Genomic DNA, 14630 nt, shown 5'->3' on the forward strand with positions numbered 1-14630 from the left:
ACCGGGTGGGGGGGGCGTCCCGAGGGGGCGACTTTACTTAACTTTTGTACAGCCCCCCCCCCCCCCCCCCCAACCGTCCGAAATCATTGACTTTTTCGACGGGAGTATGGGGTATGGCCTGGAAGCGCCGCTCGGAGCCGCGAGGAGATAGGGCCACCACGCGGGGGAAGCCTTGCGACTGCTGGCACTGCTGATGGCCGCGGCGGTGGCGTGGTCGGGCTGCGGCCATGCACGAGCCGCGCGCGACGGGGCACGCACCTACGTCGTCGACGAGGACGCGAGCGGCGTGGGCAGTGCGCTCGGGACGGGGGGCGCGGGCTACGACTGCGATGACGCGCTCAACCAATGCTTCACCAGATGCTGGGAGTCCTCACGGCAGCCCTACCCGCACGTCGAGCACAACGAGTGGTACTACGAATACTGCACCCGGGAGTGCCGCAAGCAATACATGTCTTGCATTGAGGAGCTGGAGAAGGAGCAGGCGGAGAAGGTGAAGAAACGCCCTCCCCTCGAGTTCTCGAGCCTCGACGCGGCGCGCGACTGGATTCGGAGCCACAAGCCGGAAGTGGCGCTCGGCACCGTCGTCATCGTCGCGGGTACCGCCTTCATCCTCGTCACGGGCGGCTCCGGGGCGCTGCTCCTGGCGCCCCTCGCCCTCTAATGCCTGTCATCCACGGTCACGGTCTGCCCATGAAATACAATCCAAACTTCGATGTGGACACCCTCCTCCGGACCGTGGAATCGGTGAGCAGACAGCACCCCGAGGGCTCGCCGGAGGACGAGGCACTCCGGGTCTGCGCGGCGGCGTTGCTCTTCGTCCGCGATGACGTGCGGAAGCTCGACGAGTTCCGCGAGTTCTTCCGCAAGCTCACCACCCCGGCCGTGGAGGGCGTCAAGATCGCCCACACGTTCGTCTCGCGGGAAGAAGCGGAGAACTGGCTCGCGAGTGGCGCGGCCCAAGACGGTCAGCTCATCCGGGTGGGGGGCCAGGGCTTCACCGTCGTCGACCGCGGGCCGAAGGGGCTGAAGCTCGTCCGGATACCGCTGCCGGAGGAGCTGCCCCCTCACAAGCCCGGGACGTAGAGCGCCGTCACTCGGCCTTCTTCGGCGCGCCAGCGGCCTCCACCACGCGGTGCACCGGGTAGAGCTCGCCCACCTGGATGTGCTTGTCGAGGAACTGCCAGCGGCAGAGGCCGTCGTCCGAGTGCGGCTCGAGCAGGTACACGGCGAGCGTGCCGGCGCGCTGCGCGGTGGGGACGAGCAGCGTGCCCGCGGGGAACTCGCGCGTGGTGCGCTCAGGGGACACGGTGAGCACGGTCTCGAAGCGCACGGGCTTGGGCTTCTGGCTGAGCGGCACCTCGGCCTGGCCGGGCGGGGGCACGTTCGCGGCGACGTCGGGGCTGAACGTCTCCTCGCGGCGGGCCACGCGGTAGCTGTCCACCGTGAAGCGCCGGGACGCGTCGAGCCGCTCGAAGCGGATGCCGTGTCCCTCGAGCCTCGAGGCCAGCTCGGCCGGCACGAGGTACGCCGAGGGCGTGCTCACCGCGAGGGTGGGCACGAACGTGCGGTGGTGCGGGGCCTGATAGGACTTCTTGCGCTTACCGGGGTAGCGGCGCTCGGCGATGCTGGCCTCGTCGTAGGCCTGGATGGCGGCCATGTCGCCGGGCTTCGCGTAGGCGGGGTACTCGAACACGAGCGCGCCCTTGTCGTCGCGCGTGGCCACGCCGTAGTTGATGCCCACGAGCGCCTGCGGGTCCGGCGACTCGCCGCGCGCGAGGATGTGCTCCGCCTCGAGGCCGGTGATGGCGCGGTAGGAGGTGGCGTTCTTGGCCGCGTCACGGAACAGCTCGAGCAACCACGCGCGCATCACCTCGCAGCGGCGCTCGTAGCCGATGTAGCTGTAGGTCTCGAGCAGCACGTCGAGCCGGCCGAGCAACCCGCGGTAGTGGCTGCCGAAGCGCGGGAGCGCGGGATAGGTGTGCCAGCCCGAGCGGGGGACACCCTCGTTCTTGTAGTTGCCGTACCAGAAGCTGTCGAAGCCGTGGCGCGTCTTCACGGCCTTGGCCACGCGCTCGAGCATCACGCGGTTGAAGGAGCGCAGCTCGGAGAAGAGCGGCTCGTTCGAGTGCGACGTGTCGTAGGTGAGCTCGAAGGCGTGGATGCTGCCGTCGGTGGTGTGGCAGTCGATGAAGAGGTGCGGCCACCACTCCTGGTAGAGCTTCGCGAGGCAGCGCGTCTCGGGCGCCTCCTGCTTCATGCTGTCACGGTTGAGGTTCCAGCCCTCGCCCGTGTAGCGCGTGCCCACGCCGCCCTCGGGGTTCACCTGGCCCTCGAGGTTCTTCAAGTCCAGCTTGCGGTTGTTGGGGCTGATGCGGTCGTTGCCGTCGGGGTTGAAGTCCGGAATCAGCACCAGGCACAGCTTGTCGAGCAGCTTCGCGCCGAGCTTCGTGAGGGTGAGATCGCGAGCGAGCGCGAGCACGGACTCCTTGCCCTCGACCTCACCGGCGTGGATGTTGGCCTCCACCATCACGATGATCTTCTTCTGCTTGCGGGCGAGCTCGGGGGTGAAGCAGCCACGGTCGCTCACGATGAGCGCCGTCATGGGCTGGCCCTCGCCGCTCTTTCCGAAGTCCACGCGCTTCGCGAGCTTCGTGCGGCGGCAGAGCTCGTCGACGAAGGCGAGCACGTCAGCGTGACGTGAGGTTTCCTTGTAGTTGGAGGCTTCGGCGCGGGTGAGCAGCTCGGTCATGGGGGCGCATCCGAGCGCCCCGCATCCGTGGGGTCAAGCATTTGCGTCGGTCAGACAGCGGGCACCACGCTCTGCTCCGCGCGTGCCGCGGCGCGGCGCATCGGTTGGAGCTTGCCGTAGGTGAGCGAGCGCCACAGCCACTCGACGGGGCCGAAGCGGAAGCGTGCCAGCCAGAGGTGGCTCACGCCGACCTGCACCCAGAAGAGCGCGAACATGAGCGCGAGGCACGGCAGGGGGTGCAGCTTGCCGATGAGGTTGAGCCCATAGCCGTAATAGATGAACTGGCTGATGACGGTCTGGCTCAGGTAGTTCGTCAACGCCATCTGGCCCGCGGGGGCCCACACCGAGAGCCACCGCCGCGCCCGGGGACGCAGGAAGAGCAGCGAGACGCCGGCCACGTAGAACGCGCAGAGGCCAAGGACGCTCAGCTCCCAGGCCACCGGAGAGAGGACCCTCCACCACTGCGCCGGCTTGGAGAGGACCCCGGTGTTGAGCAGGTGGTCGACGAGCAGGGCCACCCCGGTGCCCAACACGGCCAGGCCCAGCCCCCACCCGAGGAGCCGGCGGAAGAGGGGACGGTTCGCCTCCACGTCGTGGAAGAGCCTCCGCCGTCCGGCCAGCAGACCGAGGAGGAATCGGCCGAGGGTGATCAGCGCGTGGGCCGCCGTCATGGGCTTGAGGAAGACCTTCCAATAGAAGAAGGCATTGGCCCGCACCGTGGCGAGGTAGGAACCGCTCTGGAAACCGGCCAGCGTCTCGCTCCGGATGTTCGCCAGCATCGCCTGCTTCGCCTTGGAGGCCGCCTGCACGGCTTCCGGTGTGCCCGCGAGCTGCGGCACGTAGATCATGATGGCGGAGACCGTGGCCGAGGCACCGAGGATGAGCACCAGGCTCCAGACGATGAGCCTCCTGTCGGGCAACCCGCGGAACAGCAGGAGCACGAAGCCCATCACCGCGTACAGGTGAAGGACGTCGCCGTACCAGAGCGCGAAGAGGTGCGTGACGCCGAGCAGCAGGAGCACGCCCAGCCGCCGGCGGTACACGGGGACGATGGAGGCCCCGCGAGCCTCGGCCCGGCCCAGCTGGATGGCGAAGCCGAGGCCGAAGAGGAACGAGAAGGTGGACATGGCCTTCTCGGACACCAGCCGGTTGAAGAGCCAGTCGGTGACGACATCCACGCCCGAGGACATCAGGGCCGCGGCGCTCTCCCTGGGCAGGAAGCTCCGGCCGCTCAGGTGCACATAGGCGTTCGAGACGAACACGCCGCACAGAGCGAAGGCACGCAGGACGTCGAGCAGGGCGATGCGCTCGCTGGCATCGACGGGGCGCGCTCCGGCCATCTCTTGGGGTGCCAAGGGAGCAGTGCTGGGCATGGCGTCCAGCAGACGCGGGCCTCTCCCAGGGGTCAAGCACGGGGGCCCAGGCCACACTTCGCGTGGAAGTCGTACGCCCGTGGCGTGCGGACGTTGCGACTCGCGGCTCGCTTGAGTACGTCATCCCCTCATGGAACCAGGACGAAGGCCACAGCTCCCGGCGGGCGGCGGTAAGGCCGTGTGGCGGGCGCTCGAATATCTGAGGCGGTACAAGCTGGAGACGGCGGGCGCGCTCGTGTCGCTGCTGCTGGTCTCGGCCACCAACCTCGCCGCGCCGCAGTTGGTGCGGCTGGCCATCGACCACGGCATCGCCCGGGGTGAGGCCAATACGGTGCTCGCGGCCGTGGGAGGACTGGTGGGCATCGCGCTGGCGCGAGGGCTCTTCAACTTCCTACAGGGCTACCTCGCCGAGCGCGTGTCCCAGGGCGTCGCCTTCGACCTGCGCGACGCGCTCTTCGTGCGCATCCAGCGGCTGAGCTTCAGCTACTACGACCAGGCGCAGACGGGCCAGCTGCTCACCCGGCTCACCAACGACGTCGAGCAGGTGCGCACCTTCGTGGGCACGGGCGTGGTGCAGCTCGCCGCGTCGCTCGTCATGCTGGTGGGGTGCGCGGTGCTGCTGCTGAGCATCAACCCCGTGCTCGCGGTGACGGCGCTGGCGAGCATCGCGCCCATCCTCTGGCTGCTGCGCAACTTCGTGATGAAGATGGGCCCGCTGTTCGGCAAGATTCAGGGCACGCTCAGCCGGCTCAACACGGTGCTCCAAGAGGACCTGCGCGGCATCCGCGTGGTGCACGCCTTCTCCGGTGAGGCCCGCGAGGCCGCCCGCTACCAGCGCATCAACCAGGAGCTGCTGGGACACAACCTGGGCATCATCGAGGCCATCTCCAGTAACTTCCCCTTCGTGAACTTCTTCGCCAACCTCGGCACGCTCGTGGTGGTGGGCGTGGGAGGCCTGCTCATCTTCCGCGACAAGCTGAGCCTCGGGGAGCTGCTCGCGTTCAATTCCTACCTGGGCTTCCTGATGATGCCCCTCATGACGCTGGGCTTCATCGCGGCGCAGATCTCCCGCGCCGGGGCGTCCGCGCTGCGCGTGTTCGAGCTGCTCGACACCCAGGTGGAGGTGGCCGACAAGCCCGGGGCCACGCCGCTGCCGTCCGTCCAGGGCCGCGTCGAGTTCCGCGACGTGCGCTTCCGCTACGCGGGCAGCGAGCGCGAAATCCTGCGCGGGGTGAGCTTCGTCGCCGAGCCGGGACAGCTCGTGGCGATTCTCGGGACGACGGGCTCGGGCAAGAGCACCATCATCAACCTGCTGCCGCGCTTCTATGACGCGACGGGAGGCGCGGTGCTCCTCGACGGGCACGACGTGCGCGAGGTGACGCTCTCCAGCCTGCGCTCGCAGATTGGCGTGGTACTGCAGGACGCCCTGCTCTTCTCCGGCACGGTGCGCGAGAACATCGCCTACGGCCGCCCAGAGGCGACGCGGGAGCAGATTGAGGCCGCGGCCCAGGCGGCCCAGGCGGCGGAGTTCATCGCCGGGCTGCCGCAGGGCTACGACACGGTGGTGGGCGAGCGCGGCGTGGGGCTCTCGGGAGGCCAGCGCCAGCGCCTGGCCATCGCCCGGGCGCTGCTCACGGATCCGCGGTTGCTCATCCTGGACGACAGCACCTCGGCGGTGGACGCCGAGACGGAGGCCGCCATCCAAGGGGCGCTCGACAGGCTGATGCGCGGCGCGAACCGCACCGCCATCGTCATCGCCCAGCGCATCAGCACGGTGCGCGACGCGAACCTCATCCTGGTGCTCGACGAGGGCAAGGTGGTGGCGCAAGGAACCCATGAGCAGCTGCTCGCCACGAGCCCGCTCTACAACGAGATTCTCGGCTCGCAGCTGCAGCCCGGGACCGCGGAGGCGGCATGAGAAGGCCAGGAAGTCTCGAGTCCATGGCGGAGGTGGAGATCCAGCGCGCGTCCAATCGTGGCGCGGTGGCTCGCCGGCTGGTGGCCGAGCTGCGGCCGTTCCGGAGCAGGCTGCTGGTGGCCCTGGGGTTCATCGTCGTGGGAGCCCTGACGCAGGCCGCCGGTCCGTACCTGGTGAGCCGGGCGATCGACCGCGACATCGGAGGCCACGATTCCGAGGGCCTGCTGCGCACCATGCTGCTATTGCTCGTCGTCTACGGCGCGGGCGCGGTGTCCGGACGGGCCCAGACGTGGCGCGTGGGCTCGGCGGGGCAGGAGGTGCTCTCGTCGATGCGCACCCGGCTCTTCGAGCAGCTCCAGGCCCTGCCCCTGTCGTACTTCGACAAGCGGCCCATCGGCGATTTGATGAGCCGGTTGCTCAGCGACGTCGACACCATCAACCAGTTCTTCTCGATGGGGCTGACGCAGTTGTTGGGCTCGATGCTGGGACTGTTTGGTGTGCTGGCGGCGATGCTCGCGCTCAACGTCCCGCTGGCGCTGGCGTGCTTCACGCTCATTCCGGTGATGCTGCTCACCACCCGCTTCTTCGCCGCCCGGGCCCGGAACGCCTACCGCAAGACGCGGCAGACGGCGGGCAACGTGACGGCGGAGCTGCAGGAGGAGATCGTCGGCGTGCGGCAGGCACAGGCCTTCAACCGCACGGACGTGAACATCCAGCGCTTCCGCAACCGGAACGCGGCCAACCGCGATGCCAACGTGGCCGCGGTGGGAGTGACCTCGGCGTTCTCCCCGGCGATGGACATGCTGTCCACGCTCGCCACGGCGCTCGTCATTGGCTACGGCGGCTACCTGGCGCTCCAGGGGAAGCTGACCGTGGGCCTGCTCGCGGCGTTCCTCATCTACGTGCAGCAGTTCTTCCGGCCGGTGCAACTCATGGCGTCGGTGTACACGCAGATGCAGTCGGCGCTCGCGGGCGCCGAGCGCATCTATGCCATCTTCGACGAGACGCGCGAGCCCGCCGACGCCCCGGACGCGGTAGAGCTGGACCGGGCGCAGGGGCGCATCACGTTCTACAACGTGTCCTTCGCCTACGACGCCGAGCACCCGGTGCTGCACGAGGTGAGCTTCGAGGTGCAACCCGGGCAGACGGTGGCGCTGGTGGGCCGCACGGGCGCGGGGAAGACGACGGTGGCCAACCTCATTCCGCGCTTCTACGACGCGACGGCGGGCGTGGTGCGGCTGGACGGGCTGGACGTCAAACAGGTGAAGCGCTCGAGCCTGCGCAAGCAGATGGCCACGGTGATTCAGGAGCCCTTCCTGTTCTCCGACACCATCGCGGAGAACATCGGCTACGGCCGGCCGGGCGCGAGCCGCGAGGAAATCGAACAGGCTGCGCGCGCGGTGTATGCGCACGACTTCATCGCCGCGTTGCCCAAGGGCTACGACTCGGTGCTGGGCGAGGGCGGTGCCACGTTGAGCGTGGGCCAGCGGCAGCTGCTCGCGTTCGCTCGGGCGGTCATCGCGGATCCGCGCGTGCTCATCCTCGACGAGGCGACGGCGAACATCGACACGCGCACGGAGGCGCTCATCCAGCGGGCGCTCTCCACGCTGCTGGCGGGCCGGACCAGCGTGGTCATCGCGCACCGGCTGAGCACCATCCGCAACGCGGACCTCATCCTCGTCATCGACGCCGGGCGCATCACCGAGCGCGGCACCCATGACGAGCTGATGGCCCGCAATGGCCTGTACGCGGAGCTGTACCACCGCCAGTTCCGCGAGCCGGCGCCTCCCGCCGAGCCCGCGAAGCTCGCGAGCGGAGACCTGCGCACCGCGAAGGCGTAGCGCGCCCCGTCAGGCGCTGGCGGCCCTGGATTTCTCGGCCGCCAGCCCACCCGGGCGCTTCTTCACGGAGTGGAGGTGGCGGCCGCGGGCTTCACAGGCTCGCCCTTGCGGAAGCGCTGCTCGGGGCCGGGGCCCACGTACACCTGCACGGCGCGGAAGCGCCCGGTGCCCTCGGGGATGCGCGCCGCGTGACGCGTGCCCGCAGGAATGTAGATGGCATCGCCCTGCTTCACGGGCATCACCTGGCCCTCGATGGTCATCTCCGCCCCGCCCTCCTCCACGTAGAGCATCTCCACGCTGTTCTCATGGATGTGCTCGGGCACTCCGGCGCCACCCTCCAGCTCCAGGATGCCCATGGAAGCGGCTCGGGCTCCGGTCTCCTCGTTGACGAGCAGGGTCGCGGTGCCCTTCCCCTGGGAGATGCGGAACGCGGGTGCGTCCGCACTGGCCACCACGTGGCGGACGGGCACGGTGGGGACGCGGGCACAGCCAGCGGAGACACAGAGCAGGGCCGTCAGGAGCGCAGTGCGTTTCATGCAAACATTCCTAACACGGAGTCCCTGCCCCGGCGGACCCGCTCCCGCTATGGTGCCGCGCGTGAGCCAGCCTCGATTCATCCCCGCATACGATGCCCCCGCGCGCCCGCGCGACACCGCCCTGCTCTTCGTCGCGCGTGGACTCGAGCTCCTCGTCGCCGAGCGCGATGGCGCCGTGCACTTCCCCACCGGCGCGGAGCTGCCCTCGCTCGCCGCCGAGGCCAACTACCTCGGCTCGCTCGAGGGCGTGGACTGCTACGCCACGCCCCTCCCCCACGACACCGAGCCTCCCGCGGGCTACAAGCTCGTCCCCGCACGCGGCCTCTACACCCGCGTGGACGAGTCCCTCTTCGCCGTCGCCGGCCGGGCGCTCGCCATCGCCGAGTGGGACCTCACCCACCGCTTCTGTGGACGCGACGGTCAACCCACGGTGCACGTCCCCGGCGAGCGCGCGCGCCGCTGCCCCGTCTGCCGCACGCCCTACTATCCGCGCATCTCCCCCGCGGTCATCGTGCTCATCACCCGCGGCGACGCGATGCTGCTCGCGCGCAACGCCAACTTCCCCGGCGCCTTCTTCAGCACCCTCGCCGGCTTCGTCGATGTCGGCGAGTCGCTCGAGGAGACGGTGGTGCGCGAGGTGAAGGAGGAGGTCGGCGTCGAGGTGAAGAACCTGCGTTACTTCGGCAGCCAGCCGTGGCCCTTCGGCCGCTCGCTCATGCTGGGCTTCACCGCCGAGTACGCCGGCGGCGACATCCAGGTGGATGGCCAGGAGATCGCCGAGGCGGCCTGGTTCACCCCCGACAACCTCCCCCAGTTGCCCCCGCGCCTGAGCATCGCCCGTCAGCTCATCGACACCTTCCTCGCCCAGGTGAAGGCGCGCCACGGCCAGGGCTGACACCCGCGTGCCGGGGCTCGCTCGCTCCCGAGCCAGTCAGGCGCCTGGAAATCCCGTGAGCCGTCGGGACGTTGAAGTCTGGCGGGGCCTCGCCGCTTGCATCCCGCCTCCGGGTGGGGTTGAAGCAGGGGCCCCCGGACTCCTCCATGCCCCTCGCCCGTCCCCATATCGAGCCCCGTCGTGTTCCCACCGCTGACTCGGTGGTGGTCAAGGAGATCTACCTCTCCGTGCAGGGCGAGTCCTCGCACGCGGGACTGCTCTGCTCCTTCGTGCGCCTCACCGGCTGCCACCTGCGCTGCTCCTACTGCGACAGCGAGTTCGCCTTCCACGGCGGCTCGCGCATGAAGATTCCAGACGTGGTGGCCCAGGTGAAGGCGCTCGGCGCGTCCCGCGTCGAGGTCACCGGTGGCGAGCCCCTGCTCCAGCCCGGCGTGTATCCGCTGATGGAGGAGTTGCTGGCCTCGGGTCTCATCGTGCTGCTGGAGACGAGCGGCGCCATCGACGTGCGGCTGGTGCCCGCGGCGGTCCATAAAATCGTGGACATGAAGACGCCGTCCTCGGGCGAGAGCGACCGCAATGACTACCGCAACCTCACGTCGATGAACGCCCAGGACGAGCTCAAGTTCGTCATCGGCAGCCGCGAGGACTACGAGTGGTCCAAGCGGCTCATCGCCGAGCACCGGCTGCTGGAGAAGCCCTATGGGCTGCTCTTCTCCACCGTCTACGGCAAGCTCACGACGAAGGCGCTGGCCGAGTGGGTCATCGAGGACAGGCTGCCGGTGCGCTTCCAGCTGCAGATGCACAAGTACATCTGGGACCCGAACGAGCGCGGGGTGTGAGCGAGGGGCCCGTCGTGCCTCAGGGCCGCGGCATGCGGCTGTAGAGGAGGACGAGGCCCCGGACCAGCAGGACGGCCTGGAGCGCGACGAAGGCCAGGTTCATCCAGGCCAGCGCGCGGCCCCAGCGGACCCACGGAGACACGGCGAGCCCCTCGAGCAGGAGGCGGCGCCGCTCGCGGGTGGCCGCCCAGAATCCGAGTCCGGCGGCGGCGGCGTTGAGCACCGGCACGCGCTGAAGAATCGCCACGGCGACGACGGCCTCCCCCACGCGCACCAGGGCCCGGACGGGCAGGAGCATCACCAGCGGAATGGACGCGAGGGCGATGACCTCCAGGCCGATCATCACCTTGAGCAGCTGGGAGGGGGCGGCGTGCGAGCGGACGAAGGCGACGCAGGAGGCGCAGTACGCGGCATCACCGAGGAGCTCGGTGCACTCGCCGCACAGGAAGGTACCGCAGCGCACGCAGGTGGCGACGGCCGCCCGCTGATGCTCGGGGCAGCGGGCCGAGGCGAAGGCGGTCGGGTCCGGAACGGGAGCCACGGGCGCGCGTCGCGTCGGGTCAGAAGACGGGAGGAGGGGGCGGGCGGAGCATCACCTGCTCCAGCGCATGGGCGCCCAGGCCGAGGAAGACGGCGGCCAGCACGGTGCCGCCGAAGAAGCCCGCGAGGATGAGGTTCTTGCGCGGGTGCTCGAACTGACTGAAGGCGTAGACGAGCACGTAGAAGGGAATGAGCAGCACCATCATCCCCGTCCCCAGGCTGCGGCGGAACGCGTGGACGAGCAGGAAGGCGGCGCAGACGAGCGTGATGACGCCGAACAGGGCGGCAAGAGGGAGGAGCGGCACGGCCCTCAGATAGCACGGCTGTCGCCGGGACGTGGTCCCCGTGAGCACATTGCGTGCTAAAGGACGCTCCCACGTCTCCTCACCGAGGTACCCGGACGATGGCCACTCTGAAGACGCTGCTGACCTTCCTGCTCGCGGGGGCTTTTCTCGGCCTGGCCACGGCTTCGTGGCTGGCGCCGAAATGGCTCGAGTGGGACAACACGACCCGCTTCCAGTCGACGCAGATGATGTGCGACCTGCCCCAGGTCGTCCGGCAGATTTCGTCGCAGCTGCTGAGCTACCAGCTCTACGGCACGCTCATCGGCGCGGGGCTCTTCCTCATCCTGGGCATCGTCTTCGTGGTGATGCGCTCGAAGAAGCAGAAGAAGGCGCAGCAGCCGCCGCCCGCCACCCCGTCCGCGGCCTGAGCGCGCCCCCGAGGGGCTACGCCGTCGGCAGGTCCACGATGAAGCGCGCGCCGCCCTCGGGGCGGTTCTCCGCGCGCAGCGTGCCGCCGAACGACTCCACGTACTGCCTCGACAGCGCCAGCCCCAGCCCCGTCCCCTTCCCCGGCGCCTTCGTGGTGAAGAAGGTCGTGAAGAGCCGCGCCAGGTTCTCCGCCGCGATCCCCGGCCCGTTGTCCTCCACCAGCACCCGCACCCGCCCGGCCTCCACCGCCACGCGCACCGCCACCCGCCCGTCCTGCACCCGCGCGTCCTCGATGGCGTCCGCCGCGTTCAGCAGCAGGTTGAGCAGCACCTGACCCAGCCGCCTCGGCTCGGCCAGCACCGCCGTCTCCCCCGGCACCTCCACCGCCAGCTTCACCAGCGACTTGAGCCGCACCGATGCCAGCCGCACGCTCGCGTCGATGACCGGCGCCAGCTCGCACCGCCCCACCCCCTCCACCGACTCCTCCGCCCGCGAGAGCGCCGTGAGGTCCTTCACGATTTGATGGATGCGCTCCACCCCCTGCATCGTCTCCTGCAGGGCCTCGGTGTACTCGCTGTCCGTCGCGCCCGTCGTCGGCTGCCGCCACTCCTCCAAGAGGAAGCGCAGGTTGGCCTGCACGTACGCCAGCGGGTTCTTCACCTCGTGCGCCACGCCCGCCGCCAGCCGCCCCACCTGCGCCAGCCGCTCGGCCTGCAGCACCCGCTCCTGCGACGCCTCCAGTTCCTCGCGCACCGCGCGCTGCTCGTCCTCGGCCTTCACCCGCGCCAGCTGCAGCCGCCGGTAGAAGACGCTCATCTGCGTCCCCACCCCTCCGGCCCCCACCAGCAGCAGCATCCACGTCACCATCCGCGCAGGCGGCGTCCCCTCCACCCCCATCACCGCGCCCACCACCGCCACCGGCATCAGCGTGCTCAGCACCCACTGCCAGGGCTCGCCCCGCGACACCATGAGCGTCATCACCGGCATCACGCAGAACCAGCCGAACACCGGGCTGCCCGAGCCCCCCAGCCGGTGCACCACCAGCCCCAGGAAGACGTTGGGCACCACCACCCCGGCGAGGGTGCGCAGCCACCGCCGGGCGGACGCCCTCACCCGCGCGAGCCACCAGCCCATCACCCCCGTCAGCGCCGACCACACCAGCCGCAGCGCCAGCGTGTCCCACGCCGGCCGCCCCACGGACATGGAGTCCACCACCCAGAAGGGCAGATACGTGAGGGCCAGCATGTACAGCAGGCGCTGCTCATCCCGGAGCACCAACTCCTCGCCAGGAGGCGGCGTCTCCGGGTTGTCCAGGGTTTCTGCCCCGTGCTGCTCCTGCTGCCTCATGGCCGAGCCGGTCTCCCCCGATTTCAAGGGAATGAAACGTTTGGCTCCCGACACTGGCATAAAACAGGGTCAAACGGAACCCAGCCTGGGTCAGCGTTGCACCCGTCCCACGAGGCGGAGTTTCTCGGCCCGTGAGAGCCGCTTGAGGGCGGCCTCCCGGCGCAGGGCGGCGCCGCGGTCGGCGGCCGGCTCGCTCCAGACGAGCGTCACCGGCAGGCGGGCACGGGTGTAGGCGGCGCCGCGGCCCCGGTTGTGGGTGGCCAGGCGGCGCTCGAGGTTGTTGGTGGCCCCGGTGTAGAGCGTCCCATCCCGGCAGCGCACCATGTAGACGGTCCAGGCGTCCGGCACGGCGGGCGGCACCATAGCGCACGCCCGCCCCCGTCCGGGGGCCCGCCGCGTCTGCCCGGCCCTTCAGGGAGGGACGGGCGCGCTGACCCTCGGCTTGCCGCACGCCGCCATCACCAGCGACACCGGCAGCAGCGGGTCCACCCGCCACGCCGACAGCACGTGCTCCCGGCTGATGAGCCCCACCAGTCCTCCCGCCTCCCCCATGACGGGGAGCAGACAGACGTCGTACCGCTCCATCACTCGCAGGGCACGCAGGAGGGTGTCACTGGGAACGAGGGCGACTTCGATCGAGGACAACCTTTCCGCTAGAGTCGGCTTTTGCCGCATCCACGAGCCTCCCGGCTTGAACGAGGGAGGAGCACTGCAACCGTTCTGCCGACATGTGTGTGCGTGGGATTTTCGACACGGCACTCGCACGCGAGGGCATTACATTCCGGTCGTGACGAACAGAAACGGGCCCAGGCTGACGCGGATGGCGGATCTCTTCTCCCGCGCTGTGAATCGGGAGGGAGAGGGATTGCTCACCCTGTCCTTCAAGCCGGACGAGCTGTACCGCGTGCCCACCGATGATGGGGCAGCCATCTCCCTGGGGCGCTACCACCCCCGGGGCGAGCGCCGCTTCGCCGAGCCCGTCATCCTCTGTCACGGGCTGGGCGCCAACCGCTTCCACATGGACTTCGACGAGCGCTACAGCCTGGCGCGCTACCTGGCCCGGGCGGGCTTCGAGGCCTGGGTGATGGAGCTGCGCGGCCGGGGGCTGGCGGGCCCGTGTGGCGACGCCTCCTTCGACGACCAGGCCGAGCACGACGTGCGCTGCGCCCTGCGAACCGTGCTCTCCACGGGAGCCAAGGAAGTTCTCTGGGTGGGGCATTCCAAGGGAGGCCTCACCCTCTACGGCCATCTGGCGCGCAACCCGCAAGCGCCCGTCCGGGCCGCCGTGGCCATGGGCAGCCCCTTCACCTTCGCGGTGCAGCCGGGCCTCAAGCGCTTCATCCAGCGCATTGAGCCCCTCTTGCGCCTGAAGGTGATTCCCACCCGGCGCATCACGGGCATCGCCCTCTTCGGCGCGCCGCCGGGACCGCTCAGCCGCTACATGATGCTCGCCTCCAACATGGAGGGGGACGTGGTGCGCAAGGCGCTGGCCAACGTGCCCGCGGACCTCTACGGCGGCGTGGTGCGTCAGTTCGCCCACTGGATTGCCACCGACTCCTTCTGCATGGTGGACGGCACCTGCTACCGCAAGCCGCTGGCCGGGGCGAAGCTGCCCGTCATGCTGCTGGCGGGGAGCAAGGATCTGCTCGCTCCCCCGCTCGCCGTGGCGCGGGCACAGGAGCACCTCGGCGGGCCGGTGAAGCTGGTGGTGGCCGGGCGGGGGCATGGCTTCGCCGAGGACTACGGCCATGCCGACCTGATTCTCGGACGTCGGGCACCGGACGAAATCTTCCCGCTGGTGGAGGCGTTCCTGTCCGCGCACGCGACCCGGGCGTAACGCCCCGGGGGACGCCTGGTTGTCCCCTCCCCCCCGGCGTGC

At 69.7% G+C, this 14630-nt stretch carries 16 protein-coding genes; 8 read left to right on the plus strand and 8 right to left on the minus strand.

What is annotated here, in order from left to right; all coding sequences use genetic code 11:
• The first annotated feature begins 172 nt into the window (after positions 1-172).
• Complete coding sequence (locus ACJ8AN_RS13560; RefSeq protein WP_407755747.1) at positions 173-661, plus strand: hypothetical protein; 489 nt, start codon at positions 173-175, stop codon at positions 659-661.
• Positions 662-690: 29 nt separating this feature from the next.
• Positions 691-1083 (plus strand): hypothetical protein, encoded by a 393-nt coding sequence (locus ACJ8AN_RS13565; RefSeq protein WP_407755748.1) that lies wholly within the window; start codon positions 691-693, stop codon positions 1081-1083.
• A 7-nt stretch (positions 1084-1090) separates the two neighbouring features.
• On the opposite strand, the gene ACJ8AN_RS13570 is transcribed toward ACJ8AN_RS13565, so the two are convergent.
• Together ACJ8AN_RS13570 and ACJ8AN_RS13575 are read right to left on the minus strand one after the other, a co-directional pair.
• Positions 1091-2749 carry a M14 family zinc carboxypeptidase gene (locus ACJ8AN_RS13570; protein ID WP_407755749.1) on the minus strand — a complete coding sequence of 553 codons (1659 nt, stop codon included), beginning with the start codon at positions 2747-2749 and terminating at the stop codon, positions 1091-1093.
• Positions 2750-2799: 50 nt separating this feature from the next.
• Positions 2800-4089 carry a DUF418 domain-containing protein gene (locus ACJ8AN_RS13575; protein ID WP_407755750.1) on the minus strand — a complete coding sequence of 430 codons (1290 nt, stop codon included), beginning with the start codon at positions 4087-4089 and terminating at the stop codon, positions 2800-2802.
• A 163-nt stretch (positions 4090-4252) separates the two neighbouring features.
• Here ACJ8AN_RS13575 and ACJ8AN_RS13580 point away from each other — a divergent pair, with 163 nt between their 5' ends.
• Together ACJ8AN_RS13580 and ACJ8AN_RS13585 are read left to right on the plus strand one after the other, a co-directional pair.
• Positions 4253-6040, plus strand: a complete 1788-nt coding sequence (locus ACJ8AN_RS13580; protein WP_407755751.1) for an ABC transporter ATP-binding protein — start codon at positions 4253-4255, stop codon at positions 6038-6040.
• On the plus strand, positions 6037-7881 hold the full coding sequence (locus ACJ8AN_RS13585) for an ABC transporter ATP-binding protein (protein ID WP_407755752.1): 1845 nt from the start codon (positions 6037-6039) through the stop codon (positions 7879-7881). Before ACJ8AN_RS13580 ends, ACJ8AN_RS13585 begins: the two co-directional genes overlap by 4 nt.
• Positions 7882-7943: 62 nt before the next feature.
• On the opposite strand, the gene ACJ8AN_RS13590 is transcribed toward ACJ8AN_RS13585, so the two are convergent.
• On the minus strand, positions 7944-8417 hold the full coding sequence (locus ACJ8AN_RS13590) for a cupin domain-containing protein (protein WP_407755753.1): 474 nt from the start codon (positions 8415-8417) through the stop codon (positions 7944-7946).
• A gap of 61 nt (positions 8418-8478) precedes the next feature.
• On the opposite strand from ACJ8AN_RS13590, the gene nudC reads away from it, so the two are divergent.
• Both nudC and ACJ8AN_RS13600 read left to right on the plus strand, forming a co-directional pair.
• Entirely contained in the window at positions 8479-9312 is an 834-nt protein-coding gene (gene nudC, locus ACJ8AN_RS13595; RefSeq protein ID WP_407755754.1) for an NAD(+) diphosphatase, read from the plus strand.
• 146 nt (positions 9313-9458) lie between these two features.
• The gene (locus ACJ8AN_RS13600; RefSeq protein ID WP_407755755.1) at positions 9459-10151 is read left to right on the plus strand and encodes a radical SAM protein; all 693 of its coding nucleotides are present in this window, start codon (positions 9459-9461) and stop codon (positions 10149-10151) included.
• A 19-nt stretch (positions 10152-10170) separates the two neighbouring features.
• Here ACJ8AN_RS13600 and ACJ8AN_RS13605 read toward each other — a convergent pair whose 3' ends face one another.
• Positions 10171-10692: a B-box zinc finger protein gene (locus ACJ8AN_RS13605; RefSeq protein ID WP_407755756.1), complete on the minus strand. Its 522-nt coding sequence runs from the start codon at positions 10690-10692 to the stop codon at positions 10171-10173.
• Between the two features lie 19 nt (positions 10693-10711).
• A complete protein-coding gene (locus tag ACJ8AN_RS13610) occupies positions 10712-10996 on the minus strand; it encodes a hypothetical protein (protein WP_407755757.1) in 285 nt (94 codons plus the stop codon).
• 98 nt (positions 10997-11094) lie between these two features.
• Here ACJ8AN_RS13610 and ACJ8AN_RS13615 point away from each other — a divergent pair, with 98 nt between their 5' ends.
• Positions 11095-11403: a hypothetical protein gene (locus ACJ8AN_RS13615; protein WP_407755758.1), complete on the plus strand. Its 309-nt coding sequence runs from the start codon at positions 11095-11097 to the stop codon at positions 11401-11403.
• A gap of 16 nt (positions 11404-11419) precedes the next feature.
• On the opposite strand, the gene ACJ8AN_RS13620 is transcribed toward ACJ8AN_RS13615, so the two are convergent.
• From ACJ8AN_RS13620 to ACJ8AN_RS13630, 3 genes are all read right to left on the minus strand, one after another.
• Positions 11420-12751, minus strand: coding sequence for a sensor histidine kinase (locus ACJ8AN_RS13620; RefSeq protein WP_407755759.1), 1332 nt, complete (start codon positions 12749-12751; stop codon positions 11420-11422).
• A gap of 90 nt (positions 12752-12841) precedes the next feature.
• Positions 12842-13114, minus strand: coding sequence for a GIY-YIG nuclease family protein (locus ACJ8AN_RS13625; RefSeq protein WP_407755760.1), 273 nt, complete (start codon positions 13112-13114; stop codon positions 12842-12844).
• A 48-nt stretch (positions 13115-13162) separates the two neighbouring features.
• Entirely contained in the window at positions 13163-13396 is a 234-nt protein-coding gene (locus ACJ8AN_RS13630) for a CBS domain-containing protein (protein ID WP_407755761.1), read from the minus strand.
• A 175-nt stretch (positions 13397-13571) separates the two neighbouring features.
• Between ACJ8AN_RS13630 and ACJ8AN_RS13635 the strand changes: the two genes are divergently transcribed.
• Positions 13572-14588 (plus strand): alpha/beta hydrolase, encoded by a 1017-nt coding sequence (locus ACJ8AN_RS13635; protein WP_407755776.1) that lies wholly within the window; start codon positions 13572-13574, stop codon positions 14586-14588.
• Positions 14589-14630 lie beyond the last annotated feature (42 nt).

It is taken from the genome of Archangium sp. (assembly GCF_045802675.1).
Classification (GTDB): domain Bacteria; phylum Myxococcota; class Myxococcia; order Myxococcales; family Myxococcaceae; genus Archangium.

Excerpts from the sequence above, each read along its gene's own strand:
- ACJ8AN_RS13565 (WP_407755748.1), top strand. The coding sequence starts at position 691 with ATGAAATACAATCCAAACTTCGATGTGGACACCCTCCTCCGGACCGTG.
- ACJ8AN_RS13570 (WP_407755749.1), bottom strand. The coding sequence starts at position 2,749 with ATGACCGAGCTGCTCACCCGCGCCGAAGCCTCCAACTACAAGGAAACC.
- ACJ8AN_RS13575 (WP_407755750.1), bottom strand. The coding sequence starts at position 4,089 with ATGGCCGGAGCGCGCCCCGTCGATGCCAGCGAGCGCATCGCCCTGCTC.
- ACJ8AN_RS13580 (WP_407755751.1), top strand. The coding sequence starts at position 4,253 with ATGGAACCAGGACGAAGGCCACAGCTCCCGGCGGGCGGCGGTAAGGCC.
- ACJ8AN_RS13585 (WP_407755752.1), top strand. The coding sequence starts at position 6,037 with ATGAGAAGGCCAGGAAGTCTCGAGTCCATGGCGGAGGTGGAGATCCAG.
- ACJ8AN_RS13590 (WP_407755753.1), bottom strand. The coding sequence starts at position 8,417 with ATGAAACGCACTGCGCTCCTGACGGCCCTGCTCTGTGTCTCCGCTGGC.
- ACJ8AN_RS13600 (WP_407755755.1), top strand. The coding sequence starts at position 9,459 with ATGCCCCTCGCCCGTCCCCATATCGAGCCCCGTCGTGTTCCCACCGCT.
- ACJ8AN_RS13615 (WP_407755758.1), top strand. The coding sequence starts at position 11,095 with ATGGCCACTCTGAAGACGCTGCTGACCTTCCTGCTCGCGGGGGCTTTT.
- ACJ8AN_RS13620 (WP_407755759.1), bottom strand. The coding sequence starts at position 12,751 with ATGAGGCAGCAGGAGCAGCACGGGGCAGAAACCCTGGACAACCCGGAG.
- ACJ8AN_RS13625 (WP_407755760.1), bottom strand. The coding sequence starts at position 13,114 with ATGGTGCCGCCCGCCGTGCCGGACGCCTGGACCGTCTACATGGTGCGC.
- ACJ8AN_RS13635 (WP_407755776.1), top strand. The coding sequence starts at position 13,572 with ATGGCGGATCTCTTCTCCCGCGCTGTGAATCGGGAGGGAGAGGGATTG.